Source organism: Undibacterium parvum, assembly GCF_003955735.1.
GTDB classification, from domain to species: Bacteria; Pseudomonadota; Gammaproteobacteria; order Burkholderiales; family Burkholderiaceae_D; genus Undibacterium; species Undibacterium parvum.
Genome location: NZ_CP034464.1, coordinates 3,807,276 through 3,828,146, shown reverse-complemented (window position 1 = coordinate 3,828,146; position 20,871 = coordinate 3,807,276). Strand labels below are relative to the sequence as shown.

The following is a 20,871-nucleotide window of genomic DNA, read 5'->3' as shown; positions in this document are numbered from 1 at the left end:
CACGTGCTTAAGCAGCCAGTGTAGCTTTGACTTGATTTACAATCGCAGTAAATGCTGGTTTGTCCATCACAGCCATATCAGCCAAGACCTTACGATCGAGTTCGATAGAAGCTTTTTTCAGACCATTCATGAATACGCTGTATGTCAGGCCATGCTGACGTGACGCTGCATTGATACGGGTAATCCACAATGCGCGGAATACACGCTTTTTGTTACGACGGTCACGGTATGCATATTGACCAGCGCGCATAACTGCTTGCTTGGCAATACGGTATACTTTACTGCGACGACCACGATAGCCTTTGGCTAAGTCGAGAACTTTCTTATGACGGGCACGAGCTGTAACCCCACGTTTTACTCTAGGCATAATAACTCCTTAATAGATGAGTATGAGGTTAAGCGTTTGGCATCATGCGCATGACGGATACTGTGTCAGCTGCATTAACGTTCGTGATACCGCGCAATTGGCGTTTATTTTTAGTGGTCTTTTTTGTCAAAATGTGACGCTTGAAAGCGTGACCACATTTGATCGTTCCACCTGGACGTACACGAAAGCGCTTCTTAGCAGAGCTCTTTGTTTTCATTTTTGGCATAGCACATCTGTCTTAACGACAGCTCCAATTTTATATGATGGTAGGTGGCAACAATGACGATGCACTTGGATGCCTACTTCTCACTTAGTGAGGGTGTGAAATCTAGTTCATCACCCATTAAGAAAACTTTATTTTTTACAACGAAGTTTTCTCAAATTCTGAATTTACTTCTGAATTATTTCTTCTTCTTAGGAGAGAGAATCATCACCATCTGACGACCCTCCATCTTAGGAAATTGCTCTACCTGACCGTAAGGCTCAAGATCAGCCTTCAAACGTTCTAGCATACGCATACCGATATCTTGATGGGCCATTTCACGTCCACGGAAACGCAGGGTAATTTTAGTCTTATCGCCGTCATCCAGGAATTTGGTGAGATTACGCAACTTAATGTTGTAATCGCCATCATCAGTGCCGGGACGGAATTTCACTTCCTTCACCAGAATAACTTTTTGCTTCAACTTGGCTTCATGCGCCTTTTTTTGCTCTTGGTATTTAAACTTACCGTAATCCATCAAACGACAGACAGGCGGCTGCGCAGTCGGCGCGATCTCCACCAAATCGACATTCGATTCTTCTGATAGACGAAGAGCTTCACTCAGTTTAACGATGCCCAAAGGCTCGTTCTCAACGCCAGATAAGCGCACTTCTAGCGCTGTAATTTCACCGTTGATGCGATGTGACTTGTCGGTAGCTATTGCAGTTTCCTTCGAAAAATAAATAAATTGGCCGTGCTATTTCGCTGACTTATCTGATTAAACTTTGTTTGCCACGTCGTTATTCAGACGTTCCAACAAGGCTTCGTGGGTCATTACACCCAAATCTAGATTGCCACGCGTACGCACAGCCACTGTGTTTGCATCTCTTTCCTTATCGCCAATAACTAGGATATAAGGGAGTTTTTGTATTGAATGCTCGCGTATTTTATAGGTTATTTTCTCATTACGCAAATCTATGTGCACTCTAAACCCTTGTTTTCTCAGGTTTTCTGCAACAAGTGCTGTGTATTCAGCCTGAGATTCCGAGATATTCAAGACCGCAATTTGCACTGGCGCCAACCATAAAGGCAGGGCTCCCGCATAATTTTCTATCAAAATACCTATGAAACGCTCCATGGAGCCGACGATAGCCCTATGCAACATGACTGGAGTTTTTCTGCTGCTATCTTCGCCGATATAGGTACCATCAAGACGCTCGGCAGTATTCCAGTCTACCTGCATAGTGCCGACCTGCCACTGACGACCCAGACTATCTTTCAGATGATATTCAATCTTCGGACCATAAAACGCACCCTCGCCCGGCAACTCTTCCCAAGCCACGCCGCATAGACGCAAAGACGAACGCAAGGCATCCTCAGACTTATCCCAAACCTCATCAGAGCCAATCCGGTTATCCGGACGCAAGGCAAGCTTAATCGCAATATTTTCAAAACCAAAATCGGCATAAACCTTCATTGCCTGAAGATGAAAGGAAGTTACCTCATCAGCAATTTGCTCATCCGTACAGAATATATGTCCATCATCCTGGGTAAAGCCGCGCACCCGCATGATGCCATGCAAGGCTCCCGAGGTCTCATTGCGGTGGCATTGGCCGAATTCACCGAAGCGCAAAGGCAATTCGCGGTAACTGCGCAAACCGGTATTAAAAATCTGCACGTGACCAGGGCAATTCATCGGCTTCAGCGCGTAGACGCGGGTTTCTGACTCGGTCACAAACATATTTTCGCGGTAATTACCCCAATGCCCGGTCTTTTCCCACAAACTACGATCCAGAATCTGCGGCGTTTTCACTTCCTGATAACCGCCAGCCTGATACACCTTACGCATGTATTGCTCAACCTGCTGCCAGATAGTCCAGCCTTTTGGGTGCCAAAACACCAAACCAGGCGCCTCCTCCTGCATATGAAACAGGTCCAAGGCTTTACCTAATTTACGGTGATCGCGCTTCTCCGCCTCTTCCAGCATATGCAAATAATTTTCTTGCTCTTCTTTTTTCGCAAACGCAGTGCCGTAAATGCGTTGCAGCATTTCATTCTTGGAGTCGCCGCGCCAGTAGGCACCAGCCAACTTCATTAACTTGAAGACTTTTAGTTTGCCAGTCGATGGCACATGCGGACCGCGGCACAAGTCAGTAAATGATCCCTCGGTATATAAAGAGACATCCTGATCCGCAGGTATGGATTCAATAATCTCAGCCTTATACGCTTCACCTATCGATTTAAAATAGGCAACCGCCTCATCGCGCGGCAAGACCTTGCGGGTAACTTGCTCATCTTTTTTCGCCAACTCGGTCATTTTCTTTTCGATGATGACCAAATCTTCAGGGGTAAACGGACGTTTATACGAGAAGTCATAGAAAAACCCATTCTCGATGACTGGCCCTATCGTCACTTGCGCCTCAGGGAACAGCTCTTTCACCGCATGCGCTAACAAATGTGCAGTGGAGTGGCGTATAACCTCCAGGCCATCCGCATCTTTTTCAGTGATAATCGCCAAATCGGCATCCGCCGCGATAAGGTACGAGGTATCAACCAATTTACCATCAACTTTTCCAGCTAAAGCAGCTTTCGCCAAACCAGCACCAATACTAGCGGCAACCTGCGCCACCGTCACAGGCTCATCAAACTGACGTTGAGAACCATCGGGCAATCTTACTGAAATCATCTTAATCTCCATGCCGGCAAGGATTGCCGAATTATGTAATGGTGTATCGGTGAGTGATTAAATCTAAACAAATACAAAAAACGCGGACGAAAAAAAACGCGGGCTAGCCGCGTTTTTCACAATACCAACAAACGAAAAAACACCTCGACTAGCGTCGCTCACAAAGGAATGTGATCGTAGTTCGCGGTGTCATAACCATGATGCCTTTCTCGCTCTTATATAACTAAGGTACTGCCTAAATTCTGGTGGGCGGTGCAGAATTCGAATCTGCGACCCCTTGGATGTCGACCAAGTATTCTAACCAGCTGAACTAACCGCCCGAAGAGCCAACACTATAGCAAACCAAGCCCAGATAGTAAAGTCGTTTCTAATTTTTTTGTTTCCGTCTGATTTTTCAGCATTTAGAATACGTCTTCCTGCGCCCCGCTATTTAGGCCAGAAACGCCCAGAGTATTCCACAAACTTCGCAGCTATCATTTACACTCCCATCCATCGCAATTTGCAAAGCCACCAATTTTAAAGAAACGCCCTCATGCCAACAAAAACACAAGCCGAAAAAAGCACTCACCTGCACGCCCACGGCCAAGGTGATGCCGTGCATCAGCACTATTTTGAGAATCGTAGTCAAAGCATACTCGCTTGGGCACTCATACTGACACTGGGCTTTGCCGTAGTTGAAGTCGTTTTTGGATTTTGGTCAAATTCTCTGGCGCTGATTTCAGATGCCGGCCACATGGTGACCGACGCCGCCGCATTGGGCTTAGCCCTGCTGGCACAGACCATCGCAAAGCGACCACCCACAGCAAAAAACTCTTTTGGCTTCGGTCGCGCGGAAGCTTTGGCCGCTTTCGTCAACGGCATAATTATGCTGGGTGTGATTGCCTGGATCTCTTACGAAGCCGTACAGCGCTTAGCGCACCCACAGGCGGTACAAGGTGGCACCGTCATGCTAGTCGCCAGCATAGGTCTGGCGATCAACATCGTAGTAGCCTGGGTACTTTCACACGATAAAGATAGCCTCAACACCAAAGCCGCCCTAATCCATGTGATGGGCGACCTACTCGGTTCACTTGCCGCGATCATTTCCGGCGCAGTGATTTACTTCAGTGGTTGGATGCAAGTCGACCCCATCCTGTCTATCTTCGTCTCATTATTGATTTTAAAGTCCACCTTTGGGGTGCTGGCAGACTCCTATCATTTCTTGATGGAAGGCGTTCCACAACATATAGACTATGTCAAAATTGGCGAGGATCTCGAGGCCATACCAGGCGTACTGTCGGTACATGATTTACACATATGGGAGATGTCGCCCGGCCATCCTGCCTTGATCGGGCATCTGGAAATCAACGACATCAGCGCATGGCCGCGCATCATGGAAAGCGTGAAATCTATGCTACTCGTGACCCATAATATTGATCACATCACGCTACAGCCAGAAGTTGGCGGCGAAAATTAATTCGACGTAAAAAGAGAACCTCTAAAAACGCATACACAGTATCCATGCGCCTTTCCGGACCATTTCAAGCCAGAAGGCGCATGTATATTACGCGCTTTAATAAATAGGCTTCACCATTAAAGCCTTGCACTCAGTGCCGCCAGATTATCCTTACCATCCGCACCAAACAACTGCTGCTTCAGATGCGCAAGTTGATCCCTGACCATACCCGCCTTTTCAAACTCCAGATTCTTGGCGTGATCCATCATCAGTTTTTCCAACTTCTTAATTTCGCGACTGATTTGCTTCTCACTCATCATTTCGTACTTAGCCTGCTCTTGCGCTACCGCTAATTCTTCGCGCGCCTCTTGCGGATTGTAGACACCATCAATAATGTCCTTGATCTTTTTCTTGATACCGGTAGGCGTGATATTGTTTTCCAGATTAAACGCGATCTGTTTATTCCGCCTTCGCTCGGTTTCGTCGATGGCACGTCGCATGGAATCGGTAATCCGGTCGGCATATAAAATCGCGGTTCCGTTGAGATTACGCGCAGCCCGGCCTATGGTTTGAATCAGGCTGCGCTCGGAGCGTAAAAACCCCTCTTTATCGGCATCAAGGATCGCCACTAACGAGACCTCTGGAATATCCAAACCCTCACGCAACAGATTAATCCCGACCAGCACGTCGAAGGTGCCGAGGCGTAAATCGCGCAAAATTTCTACCCGCTCTACGGTATCGATATCACTATGCAGATAGCGCACTTTAATGCCGTTATCACTTAAAAATTCTGTGAGCTGCTCCGACATGCGCTTGGTCAAGGTAGTCACCAAGACCCGCTCATGCAACTTCACTCTAGCAGTAATTTCCTGCATCAGATCATCCACCTGCGTCAACGCTGGCCGCACCTCGATGCGCGGATCCACCAGGCCGGTCGGCCTGACCACCTGCTCGACTACCTGATCGGCGTGAGTTCGTTCATATTCAGCCGGAGTGGCCGAGACAAACACAGTCTGACGCATCTTGCTCTCGAACTCTTCAAACTTAAGCGGACGATTATCCAGCGCCGACGGCAGGCGAAAGCCGTAATCCACCAAATTGGTTTTGCGCGAGCGGTCGCCGTTGTACATGGCATTCAATTGCCCAGTCAAGACATGCGACTCATCGAGAAACATCAAGGCGTCGGCCGGCAAATAATCGACCAGGGTTGGCGGCGGCTCACCCGGCAAAGCACCACTCAAATGACGCGAATAGTTTTCTATGCCCTTAGTAAAGCCAATCTCCGCCATCATTTCCAGATCGAAACGGGTGCGCTGCTCTATGCGCTGCTCTTCGATTAACTTATTCTCGCGCCTGAAAAACTCCAGTCGTTCACGCAACTCTATTTTGATAGTCTCCACTGCCCGCAATACCGTCTCACGCGGAGTCACATAATGTGAGCTTGGATAAACCGTAAAGCGGGGGATTTTTTGCTTAACCCGCCCGGTGAGCGGATCAAACAGCTGCAAGTTTTCGATCTCATCATCAAACATCTCCACCCGTAGTGCCAGTTCAGCATGTTCGGCCGGGAAAATATCGATGGTATCGCCACGTACACGGAAAGTACCGCGGCTAAAATCAATTTCATTGCGCGTGTATTGCATCTGTATCAAGCGTGCGATCAAATCACGCTGACTGACCTTATCCTTGGCGCGCAAGGTCAGTATCATCTTGTGATACTCCTTGGGATTACCAATACCGTAAATCGCCGATACCGTCGCCACGATGATCACATCACGTCGCTCCATCAGTGATTTTGTACAAGACAGACGCATTTGCTCGATATGCTCATTGATCGCAGAGTCTTTCTCAATGAACAAATCACGCTGCGGCACATACGCTTCCGGCTGGTAGTAATCGTAGTAACTGACGAAATACTCGACTGCGTTGCGCGGAAAAAACTCACGAAATTCACTATATAACTGCGCCGCCAAAGTCTTATTTGGAGCGAAAATGATTGCCGGTCGACCGGTACGGGCGATTACATTGGCCATCGTATAGGTTTTACCAGAGCCCGTCACACCCAGCAAAGTCTGGAAAAATAAGCCGTCATTAATCCCCTCAACCAGTTGCGCAATCGCCGCCGGCTGATCTCCTGCAGGGGGAAATAATTGACATAATTGATAAGGTGAATCCGGGAAAGTAACGAACTTCGGCTCATCTGCCGCACCCGATATCTGTGTTAAATCAGCCATTTACCGCTTACCTTTGTTAAAATAGTAGACTGAAAAAAGCTTTTGACTCTTCTTCCAACCATAAGTTTGTGGCTTGCCTAGCAATTTGCAGACAATTTTTCAGTTTATCACGATGACCACTCCCGCTACCCCCCCCCTGTTTTCCGCCATCACCATGGCACCTCGCGACCCTATTCTTGGCATTACGGAAGGCTTTAATGCCGACCAGAATCCTGCCAAAGTCAACCTGGGCGTTGGCGTTTATTATGACGACAACGGCAAAGTACCTTTACTGGAATGCGTCAAGAAGGCCGAAGCCATCCTGATGGAAAAATTTGCTCCGCGTACCTATCTGCCTATCGAAGGCTTAGCCGCTTACGACAAAGCGGTACAAGAACTGGTATTTGGTGCCGATAGCGCCGTAGTACAAGAGAAGCGTGCAATTACTGCACAAGCCATCGGCGGTACTGGAGCATTAAAACTGGGCGCGGACTTTTTGAAGCGCTTCGCACCAGATGCGCAAGTGTGGATCAGCGACCCTAGCTGGGAAAATCACCGCGCCCTGTTTGAATCGGCCGGTTTCACGGTCAACAACTACCCTTACTATGATGCGTCGACACGTGGTGTGAATTTTAGCGGCATGCTCAATGCCTTGAATACCATGCCAGCCGGCTCCATCGTTTTATTGCACGCCTGCTGCCACAATCCTACAGGTGCCGATCTGACTGACGATCAATGGACGCAAGTCATAGCAGTCGTGACGACGCGTGGTCTGGTGCCTTTCCTCGATATGGCCTACCAGGGTTTTGGCGACGGTATCGAAGCCGATGGTAAAGTAGTCCGTCGCTTTGCCGAAGCGGGAGGCGCGCTATTCGTTTCCAACTCATTCTCAAAATCGTTCTCCCTGTATGGCGAGCGTGTCGGTGCGCTCAGCATTGCAGCCTCCAGCGCAGAAGAAGCAGCCCGCATCATGTCGCAACTCAAACGCGTGATCCGCACTAACTACTCAAATCCACCTATCCACGGTGGCCAGGTAGTGGCTACCGTGCTGTCCACACCAGAACTACGCCAATTATGGGAAGAAGAATTGGCTGGCATGCGCATACGAATACGCGAGATGCGCGCGGCCTTCGTCAGCAAACTCAAAGAAAAAGCGCCTGCGCATAATTTTGATTTCGTAACCCAGCAACGCGGCATGTTCTCTTACTCCGGCCTCACAAAAGAACAAGTTGAAAAGCTGCGCGATAACAACTCTATTTATGCCGTGGACACTGGCCGTATCTGTGTCGCAGCCTTGAACAAGCGCAATATCGATGTCGTGATTGACGCGATTACAGCGGTTCTGTAAGCGGGTAAAACCAAAAAGCTTTTGACAAGACGGGCAAGGACGCATATAATCTTTGTCTCTGTTCCCTGATAGCTCAGTTGGTAGAGCGACGGACTGTTAATCCGCAGGTCCCTGGTTCGAGTCCAGGTCGGGGAGCCACAGAATTTGAAGTAGCCAGTGAACTTGCAACAAAATCACTGGAAAATAGTTTAACGAAGAGGTGTATTTCTTCTATTCCCTGATAGCTCAGTTGGTAGAGCGACGGACTGTTAATCCGCAGGTCCCTGGTTCGAGTCCAGGTCGGGGAGCCAAAATAAAAAGCCTTGCAGAAATGCGAGGCTTTTTTGTTTTCCGCTAATACAGTTTGACGAAAAGCGGCAAAGGATAAGCGCATGGCTCAGCTAGAGCATCAACTCACCCAAGTAATGCCATTGCAGGGCTTCCCTGCCGTCATCAACTTAGCAACGCATACCTTGCTACTGGGCAGTTTCCCGGGCGAGGCTTCATTGCGCGCCCAGCAGTATTACGCATTTAAACAAAATCAGTTCTGGCGCCTGATGTCTGGCGTACTAGCGGAAAATCTAGTCGATCTAACTTACCAGGAGCGCCTGCAAAGCCTGCTGACTCACGGCATAGGTTTATGGGATGTATTTGGTGCCTGCCAGCGCCAAGGCAGCCTAGACTCAGCTATCAGGCAAGGCCAGCCAAATGATTTTCGCGCCCTACAACTGGCCTACCCTCAACTCAGAAAACTCTGCTTTAATGGCAACACGGCGGGCAAAATGCGTACCGAGTTTGAGCAAATGGCCTACACCACGCTACAACTACCCTCCTCGTCTCCCGCCTATGCCCAGATGCGCTTTGAAGACAAACTGCAACACTGGAAACGTATCCTTGAAAACCCCGCCAACTAAGGCAACTAAGTAAATACTGTAATCCTGCTTAATTCTCTTTTAGTCGGGCCTGATGCTGGTTAAAATGACGCTATGCTTATCAAACGAAAATCCATAGAGGCCGAGGGTAATTTCCGGTCTGGCCCCAAAGCGGCGGCAATCACTAAAAATCGCAAAATTAAATTTGCCCCCATCACTCTGTCTGAACTAGATGGCGTGCGCTTCCTGCATTTTGGTACGGAATGGGTACAAGGCGCAATGCGTCTGCGTAAACCTGACTGGCTGGAACTCGAATACGCGCAACAGATGATGGCATGGATGTTGTTTATCACTGAGCCTAAACAGCTCCTGCAATTGGGATTAGGCACCGGCGCCATGACCAAATTTTGCTACCGCCAGTTTGAACAGGCGCATGTCACGGCAGTTGACCTCAATCCGGCGGTGATCATGATCTGCGAAAGCATGTTTAAGTTGCCAGCCAATGATGAACGTCTGAATGTCATAGAAATGGATGCGCAGGCATTTGTCGAAAATCCAGACAATCACGACAAATTCGACTCCATACAAGTTGACCTGTACGACGCCACCGCGCGCGGTCCGGTGCTCGACAGCGCCGAGTTCTATCAGGCTTGCGCCGATTGCCTCAATGACGACGGCATCTTGACTGTCAATCTATTTGGCGATCATCCTAGTTTCGCCAAAAACATCAAGGCCATGCGTTTTGTCTTTGGCAGCGTTTTTTGCCTGCCTAAAGTACACGATGGTAATGTGGTGGCGATCGCCTTCAAAGCCAGAGTCAAGCTGGATTTCCCCAGTTTATTCGAACGCGCAAAAGCCATCAAAGAAAGCACTAAGCTACCGGCAAAATCATGGGTAGATGGATTAAAGAGCGCTAACGAGCCAGGCTAATGCCCAGTCGCAGCAAGCACCAAGTGTAGTCCAACCGGCATCGAGCAAGCATGACAAAATCTCTGCAAAAACAACTGAGCATACAACAGATATTTACCTGGTTGATGAGCGATGGCATCATCAAAAAAGAAAACGCCAAACTTGAATTTACCAATGCCCAGGTGATTTTAAGAAATGGTCCGGCCACCATGCATGTACTGACTGCTGTAGCACAAACCAAGCTGCACTCGGAATTAGCGCCACATCAATTGCTCAGTCTGGACTGGTTGACTGAATGGACTGCCAAAAAATGCGATCTGCCTTTTTACCGCATCGATCCGCTCAAGATTGATTTCGCAAAAGTAGCCGATGTGATGTCATCGACCTATGCCACACGCTTCAATATTCTACCGGTAGAGACCGGCGCCACTAGCGTCACCGTGGCCACCACTGACCCCTACAATAATACCTGGGTAGAAGAAATTGCCCGCCTCAGCCGCAAAGAAATCAAACTGGTGCTGGCCAATCCGCTCGAAATTGCCCAATACATTACCCAGTTTTTTTCACTGGCAAAATCGATCAAAGACGCCAAGCGCGCCGGCAATAAAGATCTGGCACTGCGCAATAACTTCGAGCAATTGGTGGAACTCGGGAAGGCCAATAAGCAACTCGACGCCAACGATCAGCACATCATCAACATCGTCGACTGGCTATGGCAATTCGCCTTCGATCAACGCGCCTCGGACATCCATCTGGAGCCTAAGCGCGATCTTGCCACCATACGCTTCCGTATCGATGGCGTGCTGCATCAGGTGTATCAAGTGCCCGCTACTGTGATGATCGCCATGACGGCCAGGATCAAGCTACTCGGACGCATGGACGTCATCGAAAAACGTCGCCCCCAGGATGGCCGCATCAAAACCGTCACTCAGGACGGGGTAGAAGTCGAATTACGCCTATCGACCTTACCTACCGCCTTCGGCGAAAAAATGGTGATGCGTATCTTTGATCCGGAAGTGGTAGTCAAAACTTTGCCGGAACTAGGTTTCCCGATTGAGGACGCGGTGCGCTGGGATCATCTGACCAGCAAACCGCATGGCATTATCCTGGTCACCGGGCCGACCGGCTCTGGCAAAACCACCACGCTGTACACCACACTGAAGGCATTGGCGACCCCCGAAGTGAATGTCTGCACCGTCGAAGACCCGATAGAAATGGTGGAAGCCTCATTTAACCAAATGCAGGTACAGCACAATATTGGACTGAGCTTTGCCGATGGGGTGCGCGCCCTGATGCGGCAAGATCCCGACATCATCATGGTCGGTGAGATCCGCGACTTGCAAACCGCTGAAATGGCGATACAAGCGGCGCTGACCGGGCATCTGGTACTGTCCACTTTGCACACCAACGATGCGCCGTCCGCCATCATGCGCCTGCTGGAACTAGGCGTCCCGTATTACCTACTGGAAGCGACCATCATAGGCATCCTGGCGCAGCGCCTGGTGCGTACCCTTTGCCCGATGTGTAAATCCGACGATGGCGAAATGCTCGACACCGTGTGGTATAGCCTGACCGAAGAATGGGGCATAGCGAAACCGGCCAAAGTTTATAGACCTGTAGGCTGCCCGGATTGTCGTCAAACTGGCTTTAAAGGCCGGGTTGGTCTGTATGAATTACTCACCGTGACACAACCCTTTAGCAAACTAATTAAACAAGAATCCGACATCAATGCACTCAGAGAGCAAAGCATCAAGGATCAGATGAAGCCCTTAAGGATCGCTGGCGCGTATAAAATTTTGGAGGGTGTCACCACCGCCGATGAAGTTTTAAAAGTGACTTCGGCCTTGGTGTAAAGCGACACACAGAAAAAAACAGGTGCAGGCCGGACGCGCATATTCCATGCGCCTTGCCAGCCGGCCTGCCCTGCAAGCCGCATGGGATATGCGCCTTGGGCCATGCCATCAAAAAATTCTATTCAATGTTCATCCTGAAAGCGTTCACGGATATGCAGCACCTCATCCCAGTGATCGAAAAAGGTGGAAACACAGTCAGGGTCAAAGTGTGAGCCGCTATTGGCTTTGAGATAGTCGGCCGCGGCTTCCAGCGGCCAGGCTTTTTTATACGGACGTTCCGAAGTTAAGGCATCAAACACATCGGCCACCGCGACGATGCGGCTAAAAATTGGTATCTGCTGGCCCTTTAAACCGTACGGATAACCGCTGCCATCATATTTCTCATGATGTCCGCGAGCGATCGCAGCGCCGGCCTGCAGCACTTTCGATGAGCTTTCTTTCAAAATTTCGTAGCCATACAGGGCGTGCTGCTTCATCACCTCAAACTCTTCGCCATCGAGTCTTCTTGGCTTGAGCAAAATATGATCGGCGATTCCCACCTTGCCTATATCATGCATGGGCGCAGCCTCTAACAATAACTCGCGATCTGCCACCGACAAGCCCAAGCCTTTGGCAATAATTTCTGAGTAATGCGCCATGCGCAAAATATGCGCACCGGTCTCACGGTCACGATACTCGGCTGCCTTGGATAAGCGATACACCGTTTCGCGCTCACGCTGGGTGATCTCGCCGGTCGCCTTGCTCACTTCTTCAGCCAGCCATTCGGCATGATCCGCCAACTTCTCTCTGGCCTTACCTAATTCTTGTAACGCAGCATTCGCTTGCAACTGGGCGCTATCGACCATTGCATACGCCGCGGCATTTTCGAGTGCGATCGCCGCGTAGGAGCACAGGGTACGAAAGATCGCGCTTTCGCGCTCGGCATAGGCATGCGTATGTATCGATTGTATCGACATTACCCCCAGCAAACGCTCGCCTGCTAGCAAGGGGGCGAACAATAGGCTGCGGGTATCGAGACTACCTTCTATCCAGCTAGACGTAATCAAATCCTCATCAGGCCGGATATTGATTAAGATCTCTTGTCTTTCGCGCGCACAGCGCGCGGTATAGATGCTCTCATCATGCACAGAAAAATCCGACAAAAGCAGAGCGCGCTCGTGCTCCATGCAAAAACTGCCTTTGAGCGTGACGCCATCCTCATCGAGTAAGGAAATCGAAAATGAAGCGACGTCCAGCAATTGCCTGACATGTCGATAAAAAGTGGCGAACACCGCCTCTTTATTCAGATTGGCGGTCATCTCGCGGCCAATCAGACCTAAGGTTTCCAAGGTGGTATTGGTTTCCTGCAGATAGCTGGCACGACTCGCCTCATTGATAGCGAGCTGCTGGTGATATCTGGCCGAGGCGTAGGCACGCTCGGTTTCCTGGCGCACCTGCATCGCCACCGCACGGATGCCGGCATCGGCCAGGCGTTTATTATCGCGCGCCGCTGCGGCTGACTGAGAATAGCTGTAGGCCAGCCGATAATTGCCGATCAGGGCATAGGCATTGGCGACTTCATCAAGCAATTCACTCGGTAGGATGTAGCCATTAATCGTTGCAGCAACTGCCAAAGCCTGATTTAAAAAATGCAGACTGGGGCTGGCACTGGCCATGCCTTCTGGCGCTGGCAAAGGGTGCAAATGGTAGAGCTCGGCATAAATCCGCAATGCCTTAATTTGTTCGTCGGCACTACCTTCACGACTGGCTAATACGAACGCGGCGGCGACCTTGGCGCTAGCCTCTTGCGGTTGCGCCAAACGGCACAGGGCATTGGCTTGACCGCGCCAACAACGCAGTAAAAAATATGGCTCGCCCAGACTAGTGATGCGCTCTTCGACTTGGCGAAAATACTCTAGCGCGGCCTGCGGCTCGCCGGAATCGAGCGCCAGATCGCCCAGATACTGCAAAGTCATGGTGTAGGATTTAGAACTACTCAACTCACGCATAGAGGACTGCGCCTCCAACAAGATCGCCTTAGCCTCTTCGCGTCGCCCCAATAGCCTTAGCACATTACCAGTTTGCATCAGGGTGTTGCCGACCATAGAGGGCCAGCCGGTGCCGCGTGCCAAGGCCAACGCATGTTCATCCCATTCTAATGCTGCATCCAGATCGCCCAAAGTGGCGAAGGCATCCGCACCATTACTGGCATTGAGTATGGCCTGTCTGAGTTGGCCGCTGTCGCGCGCTGCCAGGTGAGCCTGTGAATACGCCCGGATAGCGGTGACCTGATCGCCGCTTAAACTAGGCACCAGCGCCAGCGCACTGGCCAACCAGGCCATCACTGCAGCTGGTTGTTCCTGCTGCAGATCAAACAATTCAGCAATCCGCGCACTGGTACCAGGCGCATCCAGAAACGCGGCAAAATGCAAAGCCCGCGCATGGGCGATGGCTACCCGCTGAGTATCAACGGCCTGAGCATAATCGTTCGTGGCCAGCTCCAGCCACTTGGCATGATGCTGCACATCGCCGCGATCTAACCACACCGATGCCAGCAGCCACTTAGCATCACCAGCACCGATATGATTGCCTAAGCGCTCGAAAATACTGATAGCTAACATGGCCTGCTGTTCGGCCTGAGCCAGATCGGCAAATAACCAATTGACTTCGCCTTTAATTAACAACAGACGCGCTAAATCGCCTTGGAGCTTGGCATCTTCAATCAGGTAATCATTCAACAGGGCCTCGGCCTGCTCCACTAAACGCAAGGCTGCCTCACAATCGCGTTGACGCAAAGCCCAGGCCAAAGCAATCAGGGTATCGAGTCGCGCACTCCCCTCTATTAGGGCGAGTCTGGACTCCAGAGCGAGGACATCTTGATTAAGTGCGAACAATTCCATGGGTAAGCCTGGGTTTTGTACTGTTATATTTTCCGGCCTTGAGCCGTAATTTTTTCAGATCAGCATGCTGCCGCAGCAATTTAACATGAAGAGTTCTTTTTAGTAACATTTTATTACATTGAATTTTTATATCGAAACCCAGATCGACATAAAAGAGACATTTGCGCAAAGAAACAAAAAACCTCAGTCGATTTTCAAAATCGCTGCTGCGGTTTCGTGGTCTTTCGTGCGCCACGCCAAGACCCAATCTGGGCGTGGCTTAGCGAGCAAGCTAGCCGCACACCCGCATGGAATATGCGTGGTGGCCGGGTGCATTCGGAGGTCTTATGTTGGATTTTTGCTCAGCGCCGCCTGCACGCCTTGCGACACACTAGGGTAAGTAAGTCGGGCACCCAATTCTTGCTTGATGCGACGGTTCAGCATGCGCCGAGATTCAGACATAAACGACAGCAACATAGGAGAAATCTGCTGCGCCAGTTCCGTGCGCGTTAAGCGTGGCGGGCGTGGCAACTGAAAATGATCCGCCACCAAATCAAAATATGCCGCCATCTTCAGATCGCTATCGTCAACTGCGTGGTAAACCCGATTCGGTGCCGCGCGAAACAAGGCCAGCTTGATCAGCATCGCCAAATCATCGGCATGGATATGATTGGTATACACATCCTCGGCAGCTAACAATGCTGGCGTGCCTTTACGCAGACGCTCCAGTGGTAAGCGGTCGGCGGCGTAAATACCTGGCACCCGCAAGATAGACAAGCTCGATAGACTGCGCACCGCCCATGCGCGCAATAAGCACTCGGCAGCCACCCGGCGCTTAGCGCGCGGATTATTTGCCGCGACCGGACGACACTCATCAAATGGCTGCGCACCGCAGTTTCCATACACACCGGTGGTGCTGATATAAACAAGGCGGCTCTTGTCAGGTAAAATGGCGATCAAATTTCGGGTGCGCTGGTCCGAGTCACCAGTTGCTGGCGGTGGTGCCAGATGCACGACATAGTTTGCTAAACCAGCTAGACGCGCCAAACTATGCGGCTGATCCAGATTTGCGGTGATAGGCACAGCGCCAGCGGCGCGTAATTCAGCATGCCGCTCGGGCTGACTAGTCAGGGCAAAGATACGAAACTGCTGTTTCAGTAGGGGTAACAGGCGCATGCCTACGTCGCCACAGCCGATGATCAGCAAACGTGGTTTTCCCAAGCGCTGAGATGGTTTGATGCAAGATAGCTTCATTTTATTTTTATCTGATTTTTTATTTCAGGAATTGTATGACTTTTCAAGTAACTGTGGCGCCTAGCGGCCGACAATTTAGCTGCGATGCAGACGAAACCATCCTCGCTGCCGCCCTGCGCGCCGGGGTCGGCCTGCCTTACGGCTGCAAAAACGGCGCTTGCGGCTCCTGCAAAGGCAAAGTAATAGCCGGTCAGGTAACACATGGCAGCCACCAGCAAAAAGCCTTATCCGATACCGAAGAAGCGCAAGGAGCGGCCTTGTTTTGCTGCGCCGTTCCGCATTCAGACGTCAACATAGAAATACGTGAAATCCAGGGCAGTGAGGAATTCCCACTCAAAAAAATGCCGAGTCGCATCGCCAAGATGGAAAAACTCTCAGAAGACGTGATGCTGATCGCCCTGCAATTACCCGCCAACGAGCGCCTGCAATACCGCGCCGGACAGTACATAGAATTCATGTTGAAAGACGGCAAGCGGCGTAGCTACAGCATGGCCAATGCACCGCATATCGATGGGCAAATTACGCTGCATCTGCGTCACATGCCGGGTGGCGTGTTTACCGATCAGGTATTTTCCAGCATGAAAGAACGCGACATTTTGCGCTTTGAAGGTCCGCAGGGTAGCTTCTTTCTACGTGAAGATACGGAAAAGCCCATCATCCTGCTGGCATCCGGTACCGGATTCGCACCTATCAAAGCGCTCATGGAACATCTGATCGATCTACAATCGACCCGCCCGGTGACACTGTACTGGGGTGGCCGCAGACCGCAGGACTTGTACATGCATGTCTTGTGTCAGGAATGGGCCAGCAGCCTCAGCAATTTTAACTACGTGCCGGTCATTTCCGACGCTTTGCCAGAAGATCTGTGGAGTGGTCGCAGCGGTTTCGTACATCAGGCGGTGATGGCGGATTATGCCGATTTATCGGGCTATCAGGTGTACGCCTGCGGCGCGCCTATCGTAGTCGACTCGGCCAAACGCGACTTTATCGCACAATGCCAATTGCCGGCAGATGAGTTTTACGCTGATTCGTTTACCTCAGAAGCAGATTTACAAGGCGCGTAAATTTTTTTGCAAAATTTTATACTGCAGTGCGCAAAATACCCAAAACTGATTTACACTATGCTTATGAATTCTTTTACCGACATGTTTTCCCCAAATAGTGCCCGACGCCGTAGCTTGCAGATCGAGCCTGGGAAGTCTTACGCGTAAAAAAGCAGTCTTAAGTAAATTAAGCTTAACGCAAATAGAAGCCACAGGACAAAAACCTGTGGCTTTTTTTACATCCAAGTTTGTATTCATTTTTTATTCAACCTCACCCCCCGCTTTTTCAGGAGCCAACAAATGGAATTCAGTCAGTACAACGTGAACGCACTCATGTACATCACACCGCGCCCGGAGCTGGTGTTTACCGAAGGCAGCGGCATGTGGATGAGCGATCACAATGGCAAACGCTATCTCGATTTCCTGCAAGGCTGGGCGGTCAACTGCCTGGGCCATTCGCCGCAATGCATACAAGATGCCCTAATTGCGCAATCGAAAAAATTACTCAATCCCTCCCCTGCTTTTTATAACGCGCCTGCCATAGAATTGGCGAGCATGCTCACTGCCAACTCTTGCTTTGACCGCGTGTTTTTTACCAATAGCGGCGCCGAAGCAAATGAAGGCGCGATTAAACTGGCGCGTAAATGGGGCCAGCTAAATAAAGCCGGTGCTTACGAAATCATCACCTTTGATCATGGCTTCCATGGCCGCACTTTGGCTACTATGTCAGCCTCTGGCAAGCCGGGCTGGGATACTATTTTTGCACCGCAAGTCACAGGCTTCCCGAAAGCCGACCTGAACGACATCGCCTCAGTAGAACAACTGATCACGGATAAAACTGTTGCGGTAATGCTCGAACCGGTACAAGGCGAAGGCGGCGTATTGCCGGCCAGCCGCGAATTCATGCAAGCCCTGCGCGCCCTGACCAAAAAACATAATATCCTCTTGATCGTCGACGAAGTGCAAACCGGCATGGGCCGTACCGGCGAATTGTTTGCCTATCAGTTATCAGACATCGAACCGGACATCATGACGTTGGGTAAAGGCATAGGCGGTGGTGTACCTTTAGCTGCCCTGTTATGCCGCGAAGCGGTCGCTTGTTTTGTGCCTGGCGACCAAGGCGGTACCTACAACGGCAATCCTTTAATTACGGCCGTCGGTATTGCAGTACTAAAAGAATTACTGGCACCCGGTTTCATGGCGTCGGTCAAAGAAAAATCTGACTATCTGAGTAAAGCCTTGCTCAAACTATCGGAAAAACACGGCTTGCAGGGCGAGCGCGGCGAAGGCTTATTGCGCGCCCTCAAATTAGGCTCAGACATAGGCGCTAAGCTGGTCGAGGCCGGACGTGACATGCAGCCATTTGGCGTACTGCTAAACTCGCCACGGCCAGATTTATTGCGTTTCATGCCAGCCTTGAATGTCAGTATAGAAGAACTTGATCTGATGCTGGGCATGTTAGACAGCTTACTGACACAGATCATGACACAGATTAAAAAATAAGCACGGCACTCTTTTAGATGCGAAAAAGCAAGCTTTCAGAATTTATGCAGCTTGCTCTATTAAATCCCTTATAATTCAGCAGTTATAACAGGCGCTGACAGAATTTCCTCTTGTCAGCGATTTTATTTATGGCTATCAGACACTTTTTACAATTCTCCGATTTATCGCTTCCCGAATTCGAGTACGTGATGGAACGCGCGCGCATCATCAAGCGCAAATTTAAAAATTACGAGCCCTACCATCCGCTGCTGGATCGCACGCTGGTGATGATTTTTGAAAAAAATTCTACCCGTACCCGTCTCTCGTTTGAGGCTGGCATGCACCAACTCGGCGGCGCAGCGATCTACCTCAACACCCGCGACAGCCAACTAGGGCGCGGCGAGCCGGTAGAAGATGCGGGCCAAGTCATCTCGCGCATGTGCGACATCATCATGATCCGCACCTTCGAACAAGAAATGATAGAGCGCTTCGCTGCCAATTCGCGTGTGCCTGTTATTAATGGTCTGACCAATCAACATCACCCATGTCAGGTGTTTGCCGATGTCTTCACCTATATCGAGCACCGCGGCTCTATCGCTGGCAAGAAAGTAGCCTGGATCGGTGACGCCAACAATATGCTGTATTCGTGGTTGCAGGCGGCCGTTATCTTTGGCTTCCATCTGCATATTTCTACGCCCAAAGGCTATGACATAGCCATGGAGCTAGTGACTGCCGAGGCCAGCCATTACACGGTCTTTGAAAATCCATCGGATGCTTGTGAAGGCGTAGATGTCGTGAATACCGATGTCTGGACCAGCATGGGCTACGAGGCCGAGAATCAGGCTCGTTTAGCCGCCTTCGACGGCTGGATCGTGGATGAAGCCAAGATGGCGCGTGCCAATCCGGATGCCTTGTTCATGCACTGTCTGCCGGCACATCGCGGCGAAGAAGTTTCGGCCGGCGTCATCGACGGACCGCAATCGGTAGTCTGGGATGAAGCGGAAAACCGTCTGCATATACAAAAAGCCCTGCTGGAATTTTTAGTAGTCGGCAAGATCACCGAATAAAGGCTTGCGTTTGAACGCAACAAAAACGCAATAAAAATACTCAAACAACGTAGAACCAACAGAAAGCGAATTATGAGCGACGTCAAAAAAGTAGTGCTAGCCTATTCCGGCGGCTTAGATACCTCAGTCATTTTGAAATGGCTGCAAGATAATTACAACTGTGAAATCATCACCTTTACCGCCGATCTCGGCCAGGGCGAAGAGCTCGAACCGGCGCGCGCCAAAGCACTGAAATTCGGTATCAAGCCTGAGAATATTTTCATCGATGATGTACGTGAAGAATTCGTACGTGACTTCGTCTTTCCTATGTTCCGCGCTAACACCGTGTATGAAGGCGAATACCTGTTAGGTACATCAATCGCCCGTCCTTTGATCGCCAAGCGCCTGATCGAAATCGCCAAGGCCACCGGTGCCGATACCATCTCGCACGGTGCGACTGGCAAAGGCAATGATCAGGTCCGTTTTGAACTCGGTGCCTATGCCTTGATGCCTAATGTTAAAGTCATCGCGCCATGGCGTGAGTGGGATTTATTGTCACGCGAAAAACTGATGAAATACGCAGAAGACGCCGGCATAGAAATCGACCAGAAGCATAAAAATGGCGGCGCGCCTTACTCGATGGACGCCAATCTGCTGCACATCAGCTTTGAAGGCCGTCACCTAGAAAACCCAAGTAACGAAGCCGAAGAAAGCATGTGGCGCTGGACGGTCAGCCCTGAGCAAGCTCCGGATACACCAGAGTACCTCGATATCGAATACGAAAAAGGCGATATCGTTGCGCTGAACGGCGTGCGTATGTCACCCGCCACGGTGCTCACGGAACTGAATCGACTGGGTGGCAAGCATGGCATCGGCCGTCTGGATCTAGTGGAAAACCGTTACGTCGGCATGAAGTCACGCGGTTGCTACGAAACCCCGGGCGGCACCATCATGCTGCGCGCGCACCGTGCGATAGAATCGATTACCTTAGACCGTGAAGTGGCCCATCTGAAAGACGATCTGATGCCACGTTACGCCAGCCTGATCTATAACGGCTACTGGTGGGCACCAGAGCGCGTCGCTCTGCAAACCCTGATCGACCATACCCAACTGAACGTCAACGGCTGGGTTCGCCTGAAGCTCTACAAAGGCAATGTCATTACCGTCTCGCGCGACTCAAAAACGGATTCGCTGTTCGACATGACGATCGCCACTTTCGACGAAGATGGCGGCGCTTACAACCAGGCCGACGCCGGCGGCTTTATCAAGTTAAATGCCCTGCGCATGCGCATTGCAGCCAACGCCAAAGCTAAACGCGGCTAAG

Annotated in this window: 17 protein-coding genes and 3 tRNA genes; 11 read left to right on the top strand and 9 right to left on the bottom strand. The window is 50.5% G+C overall.

Going from position 1 to position 20,871, the window contains the following annotated elements:
* Window positions 1–7: 7 nt before the first annotated feature.
* The 5 genes from rplT to EJN92_RS16735 all read right to left on the bottom strand — a co-directional run bounded on the left by rplT (window position 8) and on the right by EJN92_RS16735 (window position 3,575).
* Window positions 8–367, bottom strand: a complete 360-nt coding sequence (gene rplT, locus EJN92_RS16755; RefSeq protein WP_126128860.1) for a 50S ribosomal protein L20 — start codon at window positions 365–367, stop codon at window positions 8–10.
* A 28-nt stretch (window positions 368–395) separates the two neighbouring features.
* Window positions 396–593, bottom strand: a complete 198-nt coding sequence (gene rpmI, locus EJN92_RS16750; protein WP_126128859.1) for a 50S ribosomal protein L35 — start codon at window positions 591–593, stop codon at window positions 396–398.
* A 175-nt stretch (window positions 594–768) separates the two neighbouring features.
* On the bottom strand, window positions 769–1,290 hold the full coding sequence (gene infC / locus EJN92_RS16745) for a translation initiation factor IF-3 (protein ID WP_126128858.1): 522 nt from the start codon (window positions 1,288–1,290) through the stop codon (window positions 769–771).
* A 57-nt stretch (window positions 1,291–1,347) separates the two neighbouring features.
* Window positions 1,348–3,255: a threonine--tRNA ligase gene (gene thrS / locus EJN92_RS16740; RefSeq protein ID WP_126128857.1), complete on the bottom strand. Its 1,908-nt coding sequence runs from the start codon at window positions 3,253–3,255 to the stop codon at window positions 1,348–1,350.
* 243 nt (window positions 3,256–3,498) lie between these two features.
* A tRNA-Val gene (locus EJN92_RS16735) sits at window positions 3,499–3,575 on the bottom strand.
* A gap of 212 nt (window positions 3,576–3,787) precedes the next feature.
* On the opposite strand from EJN92_RS16735, the gene EJN92_RS16730 reads away from it, so the two are divergent.
* Window positions 3,788–4,711, top strand: coding sequence for a cation diffusion facilitator family transporter (locus EJN92_RS16730; RefSeq protein WP_126128856.1), 924 nt, complete (start codon window positions 3,788–3,790; stop codon window positions 4,709–4,711).
* 116 nt (window positions 4,712–4,827) lie between these two features.
* Here EJN92_RS16730 and uvrB read toward each other — a convergent pair whose 3' ends face one another.
* Window positions 4,828–6,924 carry an excinuclease ABC subunit UvrB gene (gene uvrB / locus EJN92_RS16725; protein WP_126128855.1) on the bottom strand — a complete coding sequence of 699 codons (2,097 nt, stop codon included), beginning with the start codon at window positions 6,922–6,924 and terminating at the stop codon, window positions 4,828–4,830.
* A 112-nt stretch (window positions 6,925–7,036) separates the two neighbouring features.
* Between uvrB and EJN92_RS16720 the strand changes: the two genes are divergently transcribed.
* The 6 genes from EJN92_RS16720 to tfpB all read left to right on the top strand — a co-directional run bounded on the left by EJN92_RS16720 (window position 7,037) and on the right by tfpB (window position 11,864).
* Complete coding sequence (locus EJN92_RS16720; RefSeq protein WP_126128854.1) at window positions 7,037–8,251, top strand: amino acid aminotransferase; 1,215 nt, start codon at window positions 7,037–7,039, stop codon at window positions 8,249–8,251.
* Between the two features lie 62 nt (window positions 8,252–8,313).
* Window positions 8,314–8,389, top strand: a tRNA-Asn gene (locus EJN92_RS16715).
* 76 nt (window positions 8,390–8,465) lie between these two features.
* Window positions 8,466–8,541, top strand: a tRNA-Asn gene (locus tag EJN92_RS16710).
* Between the two features lie 81 nt (window positions 8,542–8,622).
* The gene (locus EJN92_RS16705) at window positions 8,623–9,144 is read left to right on the top strand and encodes a DNA-deoxyinosine glycosylase (protein WP_227869588.1); all 522 of its coding nucleotides are present in this window, start codon (window positions 8,623–8,625) and stop codon (window positions 9,142–9,144) included.
* A 72-nt stretch (window positions 9,145–9,216) separates the two neighbouring features.
* The gene (locus EJN92_RS16700; RefSeq protein WP_126128853.1) at window positions 9,217–10,032 is read left to right on the top strand and encodes a spermine/spermidine synthase domain-containing protein; all 816 of its coding nucleotides are present in this window, start codon (window positions 9,217–9,219) and stop codon (window positions 10,030–10,032) included.
* A gap of 50 nt (window positions 10,033–10,082) precedes the next feature.
* Window positions 10,083–11,864 carry a type IV pilus assembly ATPase TfpB gene (tfpB, locus tag EJN92_RS16695; RefSeq protein ID WP_126128852.1) on the top strand — a complete coding sequence of 594 codons (1,782 nt, stop codon included), beginning with the start codon at window positions 10,083–10,085 and terminating at the stop codon, window positions 11,862–11,864.
* A 122-nt stretch (window positions 11,865–11,986) separates the two neighbouring features.
* Here the strand turns inward: tfpB and EJN92_RS16690 are convergent, their stop codons facing one another.
* Window positions 11,987–14,743 (bottom strand): HD domain-containing phosphohydrolase, encoded by a 2,757-nt coding sequence (locus tag EJN92_RS16690; RefSeq protein WP_126128851.1) that lies wholly within the window; start codon window positions 14,741–14,743, stop codon window positions 11,987–11,989.
* 324 nt (window positions 14,744–15,067) lie between these two features.
* Entirely contained in the window at window positions 15,068–15,976 is a 909-nt protein-coding gene (locus EJN92_RS16685; RefSeq protein WP_126128850.1) for an SDR family oxidoreductase, read from the bottom strand.
* Window positions 15,977–16,011: 35 nt separating this feature from the next.
* Between EJN92_RS16685 and EJN92_RS16680 the strand changes: the two genes are divergently transcribed.
* The gene (locus tag EJN92_RS16680; protein ID WP_126128849.1) at window positions 16,012–17,040 is read left to right on the top strand and encodes a CDP-6-deoxy-delta-3,4-glucoseen reductase; all 1,029 of its coding nucleotides are present in this window, start codon (window positions 16,012–16,014) and stop codon (window positions 17,038–17,040) included.
* On the opposite strand, the gene EJN92_RS21610 is transcribed toward EJN92_RS16680, so the two are convergent.
* A complete protein-coding gene (locus tag EJN92_RS21610; protein WP_126128848.1) occupies window positions 17,026–17,277 on the bottom strand; it encodes a hypothetical protein in 252 nt (83 codons plus the stop codon). The genes EJN92_RS16680 and EJN92_RS21610 overlap by 15 nt on opposite strands.
* Window positions 17,278–17,319: 42 nt before the next feature.
* Between EJN92_RS21610 and EJN92_RS16670 the strand changes: the two genes are divergently transcribed.
* From EJN92_RS16670 to EJN92_RS16660, 3 genes are all read left to right on the top strand, one after another.
* The gene (locus tag EJN92_RS16670) at window positions 17,320–18,522 is read left to right on the top strand and encodes an acetylornithine transaminase (RefSeq protein WP_126128847.1); all 1,203 of its coding nucleotides are present in this window, start codon (window positions 17,320–17,322) and stop codon (window positions 18,520–18,522) included.
* A gap of 128 nt (window positions 18,523–18,650) precedes the next feature.
* Window positions 18,651–19,568, top strand: a complete 918-nt coding sequence (gene argF, locus EJN92_RS16665) for an ornithine carbamoyltransferase (protein WP_126128846.1) — start codon at window positions 18,651–18,653, stop codon at window positions 19,566–19,568.
* Window positions 19,569–19,640: 72 nt separating this feature from the next.
* Window positions 19,641–20,870, top strand: a complete 1,230-nt coding sequence (locus tag EJN92_RS16660; RefSeq protein WP_126128845.1) for an argininosuccinate synthase — start codon at window positions 19,641–19,643, stop codon at window positions 20,868–20,870.
* Window position 20,871: the final 1 nt, after the last annotated feature.